Origin of the sequence: Microvirga sp. 2MCAF35 (genome assembly GCF_052115545.1) — a bacterium.
Classification (GTDB): domain Bacteria; phylum Pseudomonadota; class Alphaproteobacteria; order Rhizobiales; family Beijerinckiaceae; genus Microvirga.
Genome location: NZ_JBFRGW010000010.1, coordinates 77,666 through 92,914 on the forward strand (window position 1 = coordinate 77,666; position 15,249 = coordinate 92,914).

A 15,249-nucleotide genomic window follows, 5' to 3' on the forward strand; every position below is an offset into this window, starting at 1 on the left:
CGCCGGCCCGCGTTCTCCTTGATCTCTGAACCGATACCTCATCATGAAGCCAGCCCTGACCCGTGCTCTCGACGCCCTGAAGAAGGGGCAAAGCCTGACGCTGTCCAGCGTGCCGGACGGCTTCGACGCGCTTGCCGTCGCCGATCTGGCCCGGGGCCTCTCGGGGCAGGTGGAGGGACCGGCGGTTCTGGTCCATGTGGCGCGGGACGGGCAGCGGCAGCAGAATTTCGCCAACAGCCTCGCCTTCATCGCACCCGAGATCGAGATCCTGACCTTCCCGGCCTGGGACTGCCAGCCCTATGACCGGGTCTCGCCCAATGCGGCGATCACCGCGCAGCGAATGACGACCCTCGCCCGCCTTGCCCGGTCCAAGACCTCGGAGGACAAGCCGCGCATCCTCTCGACCACCGTGAATGCCCTGGTTCAGCGCGTGCCGCCGAAGGCGCGCATCGCGGCCGAGACCTTCTCGGCGGCGCCCGGCAACGTGGTCGACACGACCCAGCTCATCAACTGGCTCGAGGCCAACGGCTTCCTGCGCACCGGCACCGTGCGCGACACGGGCGAATACGCGGTGCGCGGCGGCATCATCGATCTCTTCCCGGCTGGGCTTCCCAACCCGGTGCGCCTCGACTTCTTCGGCGACGCGCTCGAATCGATCCGCGCCTTCGACCCGGAGACCCAGCGCACAGTCGGCACCCTGCGGTCCCTCGATCTCGTGCCCATGAGTGAGGTCCAGCTCACCACGGAGAGCATCCGACGGTTCCGGCAGGCCTATGTGGCGGCTTTCGGCGCGCCGACCCGGGACGACCGGCTCTACGAGGCGATCAGCGAGGGGCGGCGCTATCCGGGCCTCGAACACTGGATGCCCCTCTTCCACGACCATCTCGACACCCTGTTCGACTACGTGCCGGGCATTCCTGTGGTGTTCGACACCCTGGCCGACGATGCCGCCGGCGAGCGCCTCGCCCAGGTGAAGGATTATTACGACGCCCGTCGCGAAACCATGGGGCAGAACCAGCCCGGCGTGGCGCCGTATCGGCCGCTGCCGCCGGACGCGCTGTATTTCAAGCCGGACGAATGGTCTGAGCGCACGGCCAAACTGCCGCTCGCCCGGCTGACGCCCTTCGCGATGCCCGAATCCGCTGGCCGCCTCGTGATCGATTGCGAGGCCCGGCAGGGGCGCAACTTCATCGCCGAGCGCGCCGACGAGAACGCCAACGTGTTCGAGGCCGTGGTGCGGCACATCCGCGGCCTGCAGGCGGGCAAGAAGCGCGTCATGCTCGGCGCCTGGACGGAGGGTTCCCGCGAGCGCCTCTGCCACGTGCTGCAGGACCACGACCTGCGCCAGACGAGGCCCATTGCCCGGTTCTCCGACGCGATGGCTTATCCGCGCAACGAGATCCCGGTCGGAATCTGGCCGCTCGAATCGGGTTTCGAGACGGCGGATCTCGCCGTCATCAGCGAGCAGGACATCCTCGGCGACCGCCTCGTGCGCCAGAAGCGCAAGTCGAAGCGGCCGCAGGACTTTTTGACCGAGGTCGCGGCGCTCACGCCGGGCGACCTCGTGGTTCACGTGGATCACGGCATCGGGCGTTTCGAGGGGCTGAAGACCATCGAGGCGGCGGGGGCTCCGCACGATTGCCTGGAGCTGCATTATGCCGGCGGCGACCGTCTGTTCCTGCCGGTGGAGAACATCGAGCTTCTGACCCGCTACGGGTCGGAGGAAACGGAAGTCCAGCTCGACAAGCTCGGCGGCGGAGCCTGGCAGGCCCGCAAGGCGCGCATGAAGCAGCGCATCCGCGAGATGGCGGGCGCGCTCATGAAGATCGCCGCCGCGCGCATCCTCAAGGAAGCGCCGCGCCTGACGCCGCCGGAAGGGCTCTATGACGAGTTCGCGGCCCGCTTCCCCTATGACGAGACCGAAGACCAGCTCAACGCCATCGAGGCGGTGCTGGACGACATGGCGTCCGGCCGTCCGATGGACCGCCTCGTGTGCGGCGACGTGGGCTTCGGCAAGACGGAGGTCGCGCTGCGAGCCGCGTTCGTGGCCGCCATGAGCGGCAAGCAGGTGGCCGTGGTGGTGCCGACGACGCTGCTCTCCCGTCAGCATTACCGCACCTTCTGCGACCGCTTCCGCGGCCTGCCGCTCAACGTGGCGCAGGCCTCGCGCTTCGTGCCGGCCGCCGAGATGAAGAAGACGAAGGAAGGGCTGACCGACGGGTCGGTGGACATCGTCATCGGCACCCATGCGGTGCTCGGCAAGACCATCAAGTTCAAGGATCTCGGTCTCATCATCGTCGACGAGGAGCAGCATTTCGGCGTCAGCCACAAGGAGCGCCTGAAGGAGCTGCGCGCCGAGGTTCACGTGCTGACGCTTTCGGCCACGCCGATCCCGCGCACCCTGCAGCTCGCTCTCACGGGCGTGCGCGAGCTGTCGCTGATCACGACGCCGCCGGTCGATCGCCTTGCGGTGCGCACCTTCATCACGCCGTTCGATCCGCTTCTCATCCGCGAGGCGCTGCTGCGCGAACGGTATCGGGGCGGGCAGGCCTTCTATGTTGTACCGCGTCTCGACGACCTCGGCGATGTGAAGGCCTTCCTCGACAAGGAGGTGCCGGAGGCAAAGGTCGCGGTGGCCCACGGCCAGATGGCGGCCGGGCAGCTCGAAGACGTCATGACGGCCTTCTACGAGGGCAAGTACGACATCCTGCTCTCCACCACCATCGTGGAATCTGGCCTCGACATCCCGACCGCCAACACGCTCATCGTCCACCGGGCCGACATGTTCGGCCTGTCGCAGCTCTACCAGCTGCGCGGCCGCGTCGGGCGCTCCAAGACCCGCGCCTTTGCCCTGTTCTCGGTGCCGGCCAACAAGACCCTGACCGTGCAGGCCGAACGGCGCCTGAAGGTGCTCCAGACCCTCGATACCCTGGGCGCGGGCTTCCAGCTCGCCTCGCACGATCTCGACATCCGCGGCGCGGGCAACCTGCTGGGCGAGGAGCAGTCCGGGCACATCAAGGAGGTCGGCTACGAGCTCTACCAGCAGATGCTGGAGGAGGCCGTTGCGCAGCTCAAGGCCGGCATCGAGGAGCCCACGGAGGATCAATGGTCGCCCACCATCGCGGTCGGCGCCCCGGTGATGATCCCGGAGAGCTACATCGCCGACCTGCAATTGCGGCTCGGGCTCTACCGCCGCCTCTCGACCTTCGAGACCGACCAGGAGATCGACGCGTTCCGGGCGGAAATGGTGGACCGGTTCGGGCCCGTGCCTTCCGAGGTCGATCAGCTTCTCAAGATCATGGCGATCAAGGTGCTCTGCCGCCGCGCCAATGTGGAGAAGGTGGACGGCGGGCCAAAGGGCATCATCATTTCCTTCCGCGACAATTCCTTCGCCAACCCGATCGGGCTCATCTCCTACGTTACCGAGCAGGCGTCCTTCGCGAAGGTGCGTCCCGACATGAAGATCGTGTTCGTCCGCGACACGGAGACCCCGGACGAACGCATCAAGGCCGCAACCACGATCCTGCGCAGCCTCGTGCGAATCGCGGAGAAGAAGGCTGCGTAAAGGGGTGAATGCGTAACGCGTCATTCCTGGCTCGCCTAAGACGCCCCGGAATGGCATCCTCCCACGTCATCACCGGCCTTGTGCCGGTGATCCCGATGGAAAGAGGCGCGGCGCTTTAACAGTCGAGATGGCCGGCACGAGGCCGGCCATGACGGATGGATGTCATCCCCGGCGAGCGCAGCGAGGGAAGGGGATCCATAGCGTTGCGCCTGATCGTGGATTCCCTTCCCCTCCGCTACGCTTCGGCCGGGAATGACACTGAGGGCGATCCTATAAGCGAGATCACCGGCACAAGGCCGGTGATGACGTGGGAGGGGTTGATGGGTTCTAAAACTCAAATATCCTGCGCCGCGACGGCGTGCATGCTGAGCTGATTCTGGAGCATCGTGACGGCGCCGCTCACGCCGCCCGTGAGGATCACGGGGGTTCCGGTCTCGGCCAGGTTCTTGCGCAGACGGCTGGCGAGTTCCAGGAATCGGCGACGCTCGGCCCAGCCGGCATGGCGGGGCATCTGCAGCACCACGGCCGCCGGGCTCGGGATCAGGGCCAGAACGTCGTCGGCGGCTTCGAAAGGTGTCGTGACGCTCGCATAGCCCATGCCGGCCAGTTCCATCGACAGAGCACTGTCGGGATCACGGTCGCCGTCGTCGACGACGAGAACCTTCGGCATTGCGTTCATGACGATACCCTGCAGTTGGACGCGACAGATGAGACAGGAGGTGCTCACCTAACGTCGAAGCAGAGCATTTGTTTCATCATCTACATGAATGGAAGCTCAACAATAGGCTGCATGCACGGCTCCTCGGGGTTAGTGCGGCTGCCACCACCACGTATCGATATTGGTCCCCATGAGCGGTGTCCTGTCCGGTCTCCTCAGGTCGCTCTTGTAGGCAAGCCATTGATCTTTCACGTAGAACAAGGGAACCACGTAGAAGCCCGACAGGAGGGCGCGGTCGAGCGCCCGCACGGCGGAGACGAATTCCTCCCGGCTTTTGGCTTCCAGAAGGCCGTCGATCAGGCGGTCGACTGCCGGTGAGGTAACCCCTGCGTGGTTCTGGGACCCACCCCTTTGCGCCGCAGCCGAGCCCCAGCGGTTGCGCTGTTCGTTGCCCGGGGAGGGCGTGCCGGGCCAGAGCCATTGCACCATGTCGAAGTCGAACCTAGCGAGGCGGCGCCAATACTGCACGTCGTCGACGAGGCGCACCCGGGCCTGAACGCCGATCCGGCTCAAGGATTGCGAGAAGTTGAGGGCCAGCCGCTCCTGGGACCGGGAATTGACCAACATCTCGAAGGCGAAGGGCTCGCCCGTGCCTTTGCGGCGCAGGACATCGTTCTCCAGTACCCAGCCGGCCTCAGCCAGAAGCGCGAGGGCACGTCGCGCCGTTTCCCGGTCCCGGCCCGAGCCGTCCCCGGCGGGCGGCTCCCACCGGCCTTCGAGGATGTCCTCGCGCACCGCGCCGGGGAACCCCGCCAGCAGGGCGCGCTCCCGTTCGTCGGCGGGTCGGCCCGTGGAGGCGAGGTCGGAACCGGCGAAATAGCTGTCGGAGCGGGTGAGCTGGCCGAAATAGAGATTGCGGTTCACCCAGTCGAAATCGAACAGGTAGCTCAGCGCCTCCCGCACCCGGACATCCGCGAAGAGGGCTTTTCGGGTATTGAACACGAAGCCGTTCATGCCCTTGGGCAGCCGGGTCGTCAGGGTCTCCCGGACGATGCGCCCGTCCCGGACGGCGGGAATGTCGTAGCCCGTGGCCCATTGGCCCGGATCGCCCTCGATCCGGAAATCGTAAAGCCCCGCTTTGAAGGCCTCGAACAGGGTGTTGGCATCGCGGTAGAAATCGTAGCGGATCTCGTCGAAGTTATAGAGCCCGCGGGTGACCGGCAGATCCTCACCCCAGTAATCCTTGCGGCGGGTCAGCACGACCCGCTCGCCAGGCCTGACCTCGGTCAGGGCATAGGGGCCGGAGCCGATGGGCGGGGTCAGGGAGGTCTTGTCGAAGGTCTCCAGGTTCGTGGCATGGGCCGGAAAGATCGGCATCGTCATGCCGATGAGCAGCGGCAGCTCCCGGTCGTTGGAGCCCGACAGGTCGAACCGGATCCGGTGCGGATCGAGGATCTCGACCGCCTTCACCTGCCCGAAGCTGGAGCGGTGGAACGGCTTTCCGTATGTCTTCAGCGCCTCGAACGAGAAGCGCACGTCCTCGGCCGTCAGGGGATGGCCGTCGGAGAAGCGGGCCCGCGGATCGAGGTTGAAGGTGATGGAACTCCGGTCATCCGGCATCTCGACCGTGCGGGCGACGAGGCCGTAGATCGTGAACGGCTCGTCGGTCGAGCGCATCATCAGGCTCTGGAGCACGTAGCGCGGCACCACGTCCGGGGCGACGCCGAGGACGATCAGTGGGTTGAGGCTGTCGAAGGTGCCCTGGAGGGCCAGGGTGATTCGACCGCCCTTGGGCGCCTGCGGATCGGCATAGGGCAGGTGCTCGAACCCCGGTGCGAGGGCAGGCTCCCCGTGCATCGCGATGCCATGCCGCAGAGTCTCCTGGCCGGGCCCGGCTGCGAGGCCCAAGGACGGAAAGAGAAAGGCGGCGGCAATCAGCAGATTCCGTATAAGCCTGAGGCTCATGACGCTCCCGGTGCAAGACGGCGTTCATCCGAGCAATGTTGTACAGAAATTTGCCCGAGGTGACTGGAAACCTACCACACGAAAGGTTAAAGGAGCCCCACACGTCTTGTCTTCGCCACATTCGGCAAGGATTTGGACCCCGTCATTGCAGGTTAAGAACACGCCGGATAAACGGCTTATTCGAAAGCCGACCTTTCGATTGAAGAGGATCACAAACATGTCTTTCGCGACACGCTTCGCGAGCCTGGGGGGGACCCGTGGCCTGGCGACCGCCTTGGCTCTTCTGGTGAGCGCACCCGTTCTGGCCCAAACCGCCCCGGCCCCGAAGCCCGCGGCTCCGGCGACCCGTCCGGCCGCTCCGGCCCAGCAGCCTGCTCCCGGCGCGGCCCAGCCGCAGAATACCGGCCCGACGGTCGTGCAGGTGAAGGCCGAGCCGTCCCAGCCGGAATGGACCAAGGTCTGCGGCAAGGACCAGAACACCAACACCGAGATCTGCTACACGACCCGCGACTTCGTGTCGGACCAGGGCCAGCCGGTCCTCGCTCTCGCCGTCTATGACGTGAAGGGCCAGCAGCCGCAGAAGGTCGTCCGCTTCGTGATGCCGCTCGGCCTGCTGCTGCAGCCGGGCCTGCGCTTCGCCGTCGATCAGGGCCAGGCGACCCCCGGCCGCTACGTCATGTGCCTGCCCAATGGCTGCTTCGCCGAGGCTCAGGTGAAGGACGACTTCATCGCCGCTATCAAGAAGGGCAGCAACCTGAACGTCAGCGTCCAGAACCAGATGGGCCGCGAGATCACCTTCGCCGTTCCGGCGGCGGGCTTCGGCAAGGCCTTCGATGGTCCTCCGATCGACCCGAAGGTTCTCGAGGAGCAGCAGAAGAAGCTCCAGGAAGAGCTGCAGAAGAAGAGCGAGGAGATGCGCCAGCGCATGCTCCAGAGCCAGGGTCAGGGCGGCGCGGCCGCTCCCGGCGCTGCTGCTCCCGCCGCGCCGGCTGCTCCCAAGCCGTAAGGTTTGAGGCATCGAACAAACGGAAACGCCGGGCCAAAAGCCCGGCGTTTTCTTTTGCCTCGAATTGAGAAAACTCAGTTGGCCAGGATCGGCTTGGCCTTGTAGCTGCCGTTCTTGTCCAGAGTGAACATCTCGGCAATCATCGGATTGCGCAGAGGCTCGTCGGAATGGTCGGGCAGAAGGTTTTGCTCGGAAACGTAGGCGATATACTCGGTTTCCGCGTTCTCGGCGAAGAGGTGGTAGAAGGGCTGGTCCTTGCGGGGCCGGGACTCTTCAGGGATCGACAGCCACCATTCCTCGGTATTGTCGAATTCCGGGTCGACGTCGAAGATGAGCCCCCTGAAATCGAAGACCCGATGCCGAACCACTTGGCCGATCGCGAATTTTGCTGAACTCGCTTTCATGGTCTTAACTCCTTGATCTTCATATAGAGATTATCGCCGGATTCTCCAAATCGGCCTCTTGTCACAATCGAGAGAGCAAAGCCTCCACCCGGCCGAGCCTTGCATCTGCGGAACACCGCCCTGCCGAAAGATAGCATTGTCGTAAGGTTGGAACCTTGCCAGAAGAGGCTCGCACCTCCGGCCTGCCGTTCCTTCCTCCCGCTGACCATTCGGAGCCGCCGATGTCCGACCTGATCGGGCTGTTCAATCTTCTTGCCCCCTTCTTCGGTCTCATCGGTCTCGGCTTCTTCTGCGGCAGGGTGGTGAAGCAGCCCGAGGCCGGGCTCGCGTGGATGCAGTTCTTCCTGATCTACGTGGCGCTGCCCTGCCTGTTCTACCGGCTCATCGCCGACAAGCCCCTGGACGAGCTGGCAAATTGGCCGTTCATCGCGGCCACCACCTTCTCGACCGCCTGCGCCTTCGTGTTCTCGTTCGCGACAGGGTGGCGGTACACGAAGGACCTGCCGCAATCCGTCATGCAGGGCGTGGCTGGCTCCTACTCGAACATCGGCTATATGGGGCCGCCGCTCATCCTCGCGGCCATCGGCACCTCGGCCAGCGCGCCGGTCGTCCTGATCTTCGTGTTCGACAACCTGTTCCTGTTCTCCGTCGTCCCGCTTCTGATGTCGATGGCGGGCCTCGACAAACTCAGCTTATCCGCGACGATCCGCCGGATCGTCTGGCGCGTGGTGACCCATCCCTTCAACGTCGCCACGGCTGTTGGCATAGCGGCGAGCTATTTGCACGTCCGGCTTCCCGGCCCCGTCGAGCAGATGGTCTTATGGCTGTCCGGAGCGGCCGCGCCATGCGCCTTGTTCATCCTCGGTGTGACGGTGGCCCTGCGACCCCTGCGGCAGATGCCGGGCGAGGTTCCCGCGCTGGTCTTCATCAAGCTGATTCTCCACCCGTTGCTGGTCTGGGTGGTGCTGTCCGCCGTGGGCGATTTCGGCCCGGCCTGGACCTACGCGGCCATGGTCATGGCGGCCCTTCCGCCCGCCCTCAACATCTTCGTCATCTCGACCCAGTACAACGTGGGCGTGGAACGCGCCTCGGCCTGCGTCCTCGTCGGCACGCTGGTGTCGATGTTCACGCTGACCGGCGTCCTCTATCTCACCACGAAGACCGGGGCTCTGCCGTACGACCTGTTTCCGTGAGGGAATCCAGTGCAGCTGGCAGTAGCGCTCTCCACGTCATTCCCGGCCTTGTGCCGGTGATCTCACTTGCTTGAGGTGCCGCGCTTCTCCGTATCGGGATGGCCGGCACAAGACCGGCCATGACGAGCGAGAGTGTCATCCCCGGCGAGCAAAGCGAGGGAAGGGGATCCATAGCGCGGCGCCTGAACGTGGATTCCCTTCCCCTCCGCTGCGCTCCGGCCGGGAATGACAGTGGCGAGGACCAGTCCTCTTCAATCCGCCCCTTATCCCTGCATCAGCCGGGGCGCGCCGACCCGGGGGAGCACGCCCTCGCGCATGACGATCCGGCGCAGGGGGCCGATGTTGCTCAAGGCCAGGAGACCGGCGCCGCGCAGGAAATCGGTTGGGATCATGCCCGTGAGGAGCGTCCGGTTGAGGCCGTCCACGGCGGCCGTGCGCAGGCGGACATCGAGATCACGGCTGCGCTGATAGCCTTTCAGTGTCTCGTCCGAGCCGGGAGAATGGCCCGCATCGTGACCGTCGATGACGGCGTCCCGGAGCGAGGCGACATCGCGGAAGCCGAGATTCAGGCCCTGGGCGCCGATGGGCGGAAACACGTGGGCGGCCTCTCCGACGAGGGCGAGGTGCTGCGACCAGTAGCGGTTGACCGAGAGACCGCTCATGGGCACGAGCCCGCGCGGGCCGTCGATGCGCATGGCGCCGAGATGCGATTGCGCCTGCCGCTCGATGGCACGGGCGAGGGCCGCATCGTCGAGATTCGAGAGACGCTCGGCCTCATCCTTGCCGGTGACCCAGACGAGGCTCGAACGGCGGCCGGGCAGGGGCACCAATGTGAAGGGCCCGTGGCGGGTGTGGAACTCCGTCGAGGTGTCCCGGTGCTCCCGGTCGTGGGCCAGGATGACCGTCACGGCGGATTGCGGGTAGGACCATGTCTTCGCATCGATCCCGGCGATCTGGCGCAGTTTGGAGTTCCGCCCGTCGGCCGCGACGACAAGGCCGGCGCGGATCGTCTCGCCGCCGGTCAGGGTAAGGGCAGCACCCTGATCGTCCGCCAGGAAGCCCGCGGCGAATTCCGGAACAAGGGTCAGGTGCTCGGCCTTTCGGGCCGCCTCGGCAAGGGTCTCGACGAGGGCGATGTTCTCGATGTTCCAGCCGAAGGCATCGAGGCCGATCTCTCCGGCCCGGAACGACGCCGGAGGCGGACGGAACAGGCTGCCCGTATCGTCGATGATGCGCATGGTTTCCAGCGGCGCCGCGACGGAAGCCACCGCGGGCCAGACGCCGAGGGCTTCCAGAAATCGGACCGAGCCGTTGAGAAGGGCAACGGTCCGCCCATCCCGGCGCACGTCGAGGCCACCGATGAGAGCGGTCTCGTAGCCGTCGCGGGCGAAGGCCAGAGCGGCGCTCAGGCCCACGGCTCCGGCGCCCACGATGGCGATGTCATAGGTTTTCTCGGTCACGGCTCTCTCACCATCAGGTTGTGGACGGTTCGCGGACTCACAATAAACCACGGATTCGGCATTGCCGACCGGCGCGCCGCTTCCCTATGATTATTCCATAACGGAAGCCCGCATCCCGACGGCCCTTGCCAAGAGCCGCGCGGGCGGTCATCCATGTGCAAATTCCTAACTTGCCGCAACCCTTGAAATCAGAGTCGCTTGTGTGAAGGCAGACGTATCATCATCGGGGCCGCCCCTCGTCGAACTTCAAGGGATCAGCAAGCGCTATGGCGACCTTCTCGCCAATGATGGGATCAATCTGGCCATCCAGCCGGGCGAAATCCACGCCCTCCTGGGCGAGAACGGTGCCGGCAAGTCGACGCTGGTCAAGATCCTCTATGGGGTCATCGAGCCGAGCGCCGGCGAGATCCGGTGGGAGGGGCGCCCGGTCACCATCGGGTCCCCGGTCGAGGCCCGCAATCTCGGCCTCGGCATGGTGTTCCAGCATTTCTCGCTGTTCGACGAGCTGACCGTCGCCGAGAACATCGCCGTGGCCCTGTCGGACGAATGGAGCCTATCGACCGTCCGCAGCAAACTCGGCGAGATCAGCCGGACCTACGGCCTGGCGCTCGATGCCGACCGGGCGGTCTGGACCCTGTCGGCCGGCGAGCGCCAACGTATCGAAATTGTCCGCTGCCTGCTCCAGAATCCCAGGCTTCTGATTCTGGACGAGCCGACCTCGGTTCTGACGCCGCAGGAGGCCGAGCATCTTTTCACCACCCTGGACCGCCTCTCGGCCGAGGGCTGCTCCATTCTCTACATTTCGCACAAGCTGGAAGAGGTGCGCCGCCTCTGCCGCAGCGCCACGATCCTGCGAGGCGGGCGGGTGGTCGCCACCATCGATCCCCGGGCCAGGAGCGCCCGCGAGATCGCCGCATTGATGGTCGGCAACGAGGTCGGCGAGGTCCGCACCGACGCCCCGCACCATGTGATGGGCGAGATGCTCAGGGTCTCGCACCTGTCCATGCTGCCGGCTGGTTTGCACGGGCAGGCCCTGCGCGACATCGATCTCGTGGCGAGGGCCGGCGAGGTCGTGGGCATTGCGGGCGTCGCGGGCAATGGGCAGAGCGAATTGTTCGCCGCATTGTCGGGCGAGCGTCTCGCCGACCGGCCGGACGCCGTCGTGATCACCGGCAAACCGTCGGGGACCTTGGGCATCGACGCCCGGCGCCGTCTCGGCGCGGCTTTCGTGCCCGAGGAGCGCCTGGGCCATGCGGCGGCTCCGACCCATCGCCTGAGCGAGAACACGCTGATTTCCCACGCGGCCACGGAAGTGAGCCGCTCCGGCTTCATCCTGTTGAATGCCGCGAGGCGGCTCGCCCGCTCCATCATCCAGAGCTTCGACGTGCGCACCCCCGAGGGCGATCCACAGGCGCGCAAGCTCTCGGGAGGCAACCTTCAGAAATTCGTGATCGGCCGCGAGATCATCCGCAAGCCCAAGCTCATCATCGTCGACCAGCCCACATGGGGTGTCGATGCGGGTGCGGCGCGTCTCATCCGTCAGGCTCTCGTGGACCTCTCGCGCGCGGGCAGCGCCGTCGTGGTCGTCAGCCAGGATCTCGACGAGTTGTTCGAGGTGGCCGACAGGATGGCCGTGATCCATCAGGGGCGGTTGAGTCCGCTGAGGCCGGTCGGCGAATGGACAAAGGAAGCCATCGGCCTGGAAATGCTCGGTGTCGCACAAGCCCAGGGGGACGCTCATGCGCTTTGAGCTGACGCCCCGTCCCAACGTGTCCCCCGTCATGCGGGCGCTCGCCCCGGTGGCCGCCTTCGTGACGGCCTTTCTCATCGCGGGATTCGTCATCTGGCTGATGGGGCGCTCGCCCATCGCAGCCTTCGACGTCTACGTGCTCCAGCCCCTGAGCGACCCCTGGTCCCTGCAGGAGCTTCTCGTCAAGGCGACCCCGCTGGCTCTCATCGCCATTGGCCTGTCCTACTGCTTCCGCGCGAATCTCTGGAACATCGGCGCGGAAGGCCAATACGTGATCGGTGCCGTGCTCGGCAGCTGGCTCGCGCTTAAAGTCCACGGCACGGAGGCCGGTTTCTGGGTGTTGCCGCTCATGCTCCTGCTCGGCATCATCGGCGGCGCGCTCTACGGGCTGATCCCGGCTTTCCTGAAGACGCGCTTTGGCGTCAATGAGATCCTGACCAGCCTCATGCTGGTCTACGTGGCGCAGCTGATCCTGGACTATCTGGTGCGCGGCCCGTGGCGCGATCCCAAGGGCTTCAACTTCCCGCAATCGGTGACCTTCGACCCGTCGGCGACGCTGCATCCGATCCTGGAGGGCGGCCGGGTTCATTTCGGAGCCGTGTTCGCGCTGATCGCTGTCCTGCTCACCGCCGTGATCCTCGGGCGAACCCTGTTCGGCTACCGGCTGAAGCTGACCGGCGATGCGCCCCGGGCGGCGCGGTTCGCCGGCTTCAGCTCCAAGGCGACCACCATGGCGGTCTTCGCCATCTCGGGTGGGCTCGCCGGGCTTGCGGGCATTTCCGAGGTGTCGGGCCAGATCGGGCAGCTTCAGCCGTCGATCTCGCCCGGTTACGGCTTCACGGCCATCACGGTGGCGTTCCTGGGACGCCTCAACCCCATCGGTATCCTGATCGCGGCCCTCGTCGTCGCCCTGACCTTCATCGGCGGCGAGAGCGCGCAGATCATGCTGAAGCTGCCGCTCGATCTCACGCAGGCCTTCCAGGGCATCCTTCTGCTCTGCGTGCTCGCGGCCGACGCGCTCGTGAGCTACCGCATTCGTTTCATCTCACGGGGAGGGGGCAAGTGACCACTTTCGAGGCCATTCTGCTCACCATCGTGACGGCGTCCACGCCGCTCCTGATCGCCGCCCTGGGCGAGCTGGTGGCGGAGCGCTCAGGCGTGCTCAACCTCGGCGTCGAGGGCATGATGGCAATGGGTGCCGCCTGCAGCTTCGCCGTCGCCGTGACCTTCGACTCGACCCTGCTCGGCGTCGCCGCCGGAATGCTCGCGGGCACGCTGATGGCCGCCCTGTTCGCCGTCGTGGTGCTGGGCTTCGCCGCGAACCAGGTCGGTTCGGGCCTCGCGCTGACGATCTTGGGCCTCGGCCTGTCCGGCCTGATCGGCGCTCCCTTCGTCGGCGCCCGGCGCGACCCGGTCGCGCATATCGACATCCCGGTGCTGAGCGACATCCCGGTCGTCGGTCGCCTGTTTTTTGAGCAGGATCTTTTCGTCTACGCATCCATCGCGCTCACGATCCTGGTCGCCGTCTACCTCACCCGGACCCGCTCCGGCCTGACCCTACGCTCCGTCGGCGAGAACCATACCTCCGCCAATGCCCTGGGGCTTCCGGTCTGGCGGGTGCGCTTCTGGGCCATCCTGTTCGGCGGCGCCTGCGCGGGGCTCGCGGGGGCCTATCTCGCCCTCGTCTATACCCGCTTCTGGTCGCCCGGCATGACGGCGGGGCGTGGCTGGATCGCCCTGGCGCTCGTGGTCTTCGCGGCGTGGCGGCCGGGCTGGCTCCTGGTCGGGGCCTATATCTTCGGGGCCGCGACGGTGCTGCAGCTCCACGCCCAGGCTGCCCAGTTCGGCGTGCCGCCTCAGCTCCTGTCGGCCGTGCCGTATCTTGCCACGATCATCGCCCTGCTGCTCCTGTCCCTGCGCCATGGCAGGGCCATCGGAGCACCCGGCTCGCTGGGGGTGCCTTTCGTGCCTGACCGGTGAGCAAACTGGTGTTAATCTGACCAAAGTGTAGGCAGAGGAATTCTTGCCAGAAGCCCTCAGACCTGCGACGGAATGGGTGAAATCCAAACTCGAGGGAACAAGCATGTTTTCAGGGAAAGTCTTCGGAGCCGTTGCGGGGGCAGCGGTCCTGGCTCTGTCCGCCACCGGCGCATTCGCGCAGGCAAAGGACAAGGTCAAGGTCGGCTTCATCTATGTGGGCCCCGTGGGTGATTTTGGCTGGAGCCACCAGCACGATCAGGGCCGCCTGGCCATCGAGAAGGCGTTTCCAGGCAAGGTGACGACCACCTTCGTGGAGAGCGTTCCGGAAGCCGATTCCGAGCGCGCCATCGAGCAGCTCGCCCGCACCGGCCACGACCTGATCTTCACGACGTCCTTCGGCTTCATGGAGCCGACCCTGAAGGTCGCCAAGAAGTACCCGAACATCAAGTTCGAGCACGCCACCGGCTTCAAGCGTGCTCCGAACCTCTCGACCTATGCGGCGAAGTTCCACGAAGGCCGCTACATCACTGGTGTGATCGCCGGCAAGATGACCAAGTCCAACACCATCGGCTATGTGGGGGCTTTCCCGATTCCGGAAGTGATCGCCGGCATCAACGCCTACTATCTCGGCGCGCAATCGGTGAACCCGAACGTCAAGATCAAGATCGTATTCGCCAACACCTGGTTCGACCCGGCGAAGGAAGGCGATGCCGCCAAGGCGCTCCTCGACCAGGGTGTCGACGTCCTGGCTCAGCACACGGATAGCCCGGCGCCGATCCAGGCGGCCGAGGCCCGCGGCAAGTTCGGCTTCGGCCAGGCTTCCGACATGGAGCGCTTCGCCCCGAAGGCGCAGCTCACCGCCATTACCGACAACTGGTCTGATTACTACGTCGCTCGCACCAAGGCGGTTCTCGACGGTACCTGGAAGTCCGAGGACACCTGGGGCGGCATTAACGCCCACATGGTCGTGATGACGCCCTACAAGAACATGCCCGACGATGTGAAGAAGATGGCCGAGGACACCGAGACCGCCATCAAGTCCGGCAAGCTCAACCCCTTCAAGTGCCCGGTCCTCGGCCAGGACGGCAAGGAGATCGAGTGCAAGGGCAACGGCGCCCTCTCGGACGAGCAGGTTCTCGGCATGAACTTCTACGTGAAGGGCATCGAGGACAAGATCCCGCAATAAGCGGAATCAGGCCTGAAATGGGAAAGGCAGCCGGGCGACCGGCTGCCTTTTTCGTTGAGTCTGCTATATCGGCCATCGAAAA

At 65.6% G+C, this 15,249-nt stretch carries 11 protein-coding genes; 7 read left to right on the plus strand and 4 right to left on the minus strand.

Translation table 11 applies throughout. From position 1 onward, the window contains the following. Positions 1 to 43: 43 nt before the first annotated feature. A complete protein-coding gene (mfd, locus tag AB4097_RS07620) occupies positions 44 to 3,565 on the plus strand; it encodes a transcription-repair coupling factor (protein WP_442038095.1) in 3,522 nt (1,173 codons plus the stop codon). Between the two features lie 334 nt (positions 3,566 to 3,899). Here mfd and AB4097_RS07625 read toward each other — a convergent pair whose 3' ends face one another. After that, the gene (locus tag AB4097_RS07625; protein WP_442038097.1) at positions 3,900 to 4,244 is read right to left on the minus strand and encodes a hypothetical protein; all 345 of its coding nucleotides are present in this window, start codon (positions 4,242 to 4,244) and stop codon (positions 3,900 to 3,902) included. Between the two features lie 129 nt (positions 4,245 to 4,373). Further along, positions 4,374 to 6,188, minus strand: a complete 1,815-nt coding sequence (locus AB4097_RS07630) for an extracellular solute-binding protein (RefSeq protein WP_442038099.1) — start codon at positions 6,186 to 6,188, stop codon at positions 4,374 to 4,376. Between the two features lie 217 nt (positions 6,189 to 6,405). On the opposite strand from AB4097_RS07630, the gene AB4097_RS07635 reads away from it, so the two are divergent. Then, complete coding sequence (locus tag AB4097_RS07635; RefSeq protein WP_442038101.1) at positions 6,406 to 7,194, plus strand: invasion associated locus B family protein; 789 nt, start codon at positions 6,406 to 6,408, stop codon at positions 7,192 to 7,194. A 74-nt stretch (positions 7,195 to 7,268) separates the two neighbouring features. On the opposite strand, the gene hspQ is transcribed toward AB4097_RS07635, so the two are convergent. Further along, complete coding sequence (hspQ, locus tag AB4097_RS07640) at positions 7,269 to 7,598, minus strand: heat shock protein HspQ (RefSeq protein ID WP_442038103.1); 330 nt, start codon at positions 7,596 to 7,598, stop codon at positions 7,269 to 7,271. A 221-nt stretch (positions 7,599 to 7,819) separates the two neighbouring features. Between hspQ and AB4097_RS07645 the strand changes: the two genes are divergently transcribed. Further along, positions 7,820 to 8,791 carry an AEC family transporter gene (locus tag AB4097_RS07645; protein WP_442038105.1) on the plus strand — a complete coding sequence of 324 codons (972 nt, stop codon included), beginning with the start codon at positions 7,820 to 7,822 and terminating at the stop codon, positions 8,789 to 8,791. 263 nt (positions 8,792 to 9,054) lie between these two features. On the opposite strand, the gene AB4097_RS07650 is transcribed toward AB4097_RS07645, so the two are convergent. Beyond that, positions 9,055 to 10,251 (minus strand): UbiH/UbiF family hydroxylase, encoded by a 1,197-nt coding sequence (locus AB4097_RS07650; protein WP_442038107.1) that lies wholly within the window; start codon positions 10,249 to 10,251, stop codon positions 9,055 to 9,057. A gap of 202 nt (positions 10,252 to 10,453) precedes the next feature. Here AB4097_RS07650 and AB4097_RS07655 point away from each other — a divergent pair, with 202 nt between their 5' ends. From AB4097_RS07655 to AB4097_RS07670, 4 genes are all read left to right on the plus strand, one after another. After that, positions 10,454 to 12,001, plus strand: a complete 1,548-nt coding sequence (locus tag AB4097_RS07655) for an ABC transporter ATP-binding protein (protein WP_442038109.1) — start codon at positions 10,454 to 10,456, stop codon at positions 11,999 to 12,001. Further along, a complete protein-coding gene (locus tag AB4097_RS07660; protein ID WP_442038111.1) occupies positions 11,991 to 13,067 on the plus strand; it encodes an ABC transporter permease in 1,077 nt (358 codons plus the stop codon). Before AB4097_RS07655 ends, AB4097_RS07660 begins: the two co-directional genes overlap by 11 nt. After that, positions 13,064 to 13,981: an ABC transporter permease gene (locus tag AB4097_RS07665; RefSeq protein ID WP_442038113.1), complete on the plus strand. Its 918-nt coding sequence runs from the start codon at positions 13,064 to 13,066 to the stop codon at positions 13,979 to 13,981. The genes AB4097_RS07660 and AB4097_RS07665 overlap by 4 nt, the downstream gene beginning before the upstream one ends. 103 nt (positions 13,982 to 14,084) lie before the next feature. Next, complete coding sequence (locus AB4097_RS07670; RefSeq protein WP_442038115.1) at positions 14,085 to 15,167, plus strand: BMP family ABC transporter substrate-binding protein; 1,083 nt, start codon at positions 14,085 to 14,087, stop codon at positions 15,165 to 15,167. Positions 15,168 to 15,249 lie beyond the last annotated feature (82 nt).

Bases quoted from the DNA above. Each gene is read 5' to 3' on its own strand.
- mfd (WP_442038095.1), top strand. From the start codon at position 44: ATGAAGCCAGCCCTGACCCGTGCTCTCGACGCCCTGAAGAAGGGGCAA.
- AB4097_RS07625 (WP_442038097.1), bottom strand. From the start codon at position 4,244: ATGAACGCAATGCCGAAGGTTCTCGTCGTCGACGACGGCGACCGTGAT.
- AB4097_RS07630 (WP_442038099.1), bottom strand. From the start codon at position 6,188: ATGAGCCTCAGGCTTATACGGAATCTGCTGATTGCCGCCGCCTTTCTC.
- AB4097_RS07635 (WP_442038101.1), top strand. From the start codon at position 6,406: ATGTCTTTCGCGACACGCTTCGCGAGCCTGGGGGGGACCCGTGGCCTG.
- hspQ (WP_442038103.1), bottom strand. From the start codon at position 7,598: ATGAAAGCGAGTTCAGCAAAATTCGCGATCGGCCAAGTGGTTCGGCAT.
- AB4097_RS07645 (WP_442038105.1), top strand. From the start codon at position 7,820: ATGTCCGACCTGATCGGGCTGTTCAATCTTCTTGCCCCCTTCTTCGGT.
- AB4097_RS07660 (WP_442038111.1), top strand. From the start codon at position 11,991: ATGCGCTTTGAGCTGACGCCCCGTCCCAACGTGTCCCCCGTCATGCGG.
- AB4097_RS07670 (WP_442038115.1), top strand. From the start codon at position 14,085: ATGTTTTCAGGGAAAGTCTTCGGAGCCGTTGCGGGGGCAGCGGTCCTG.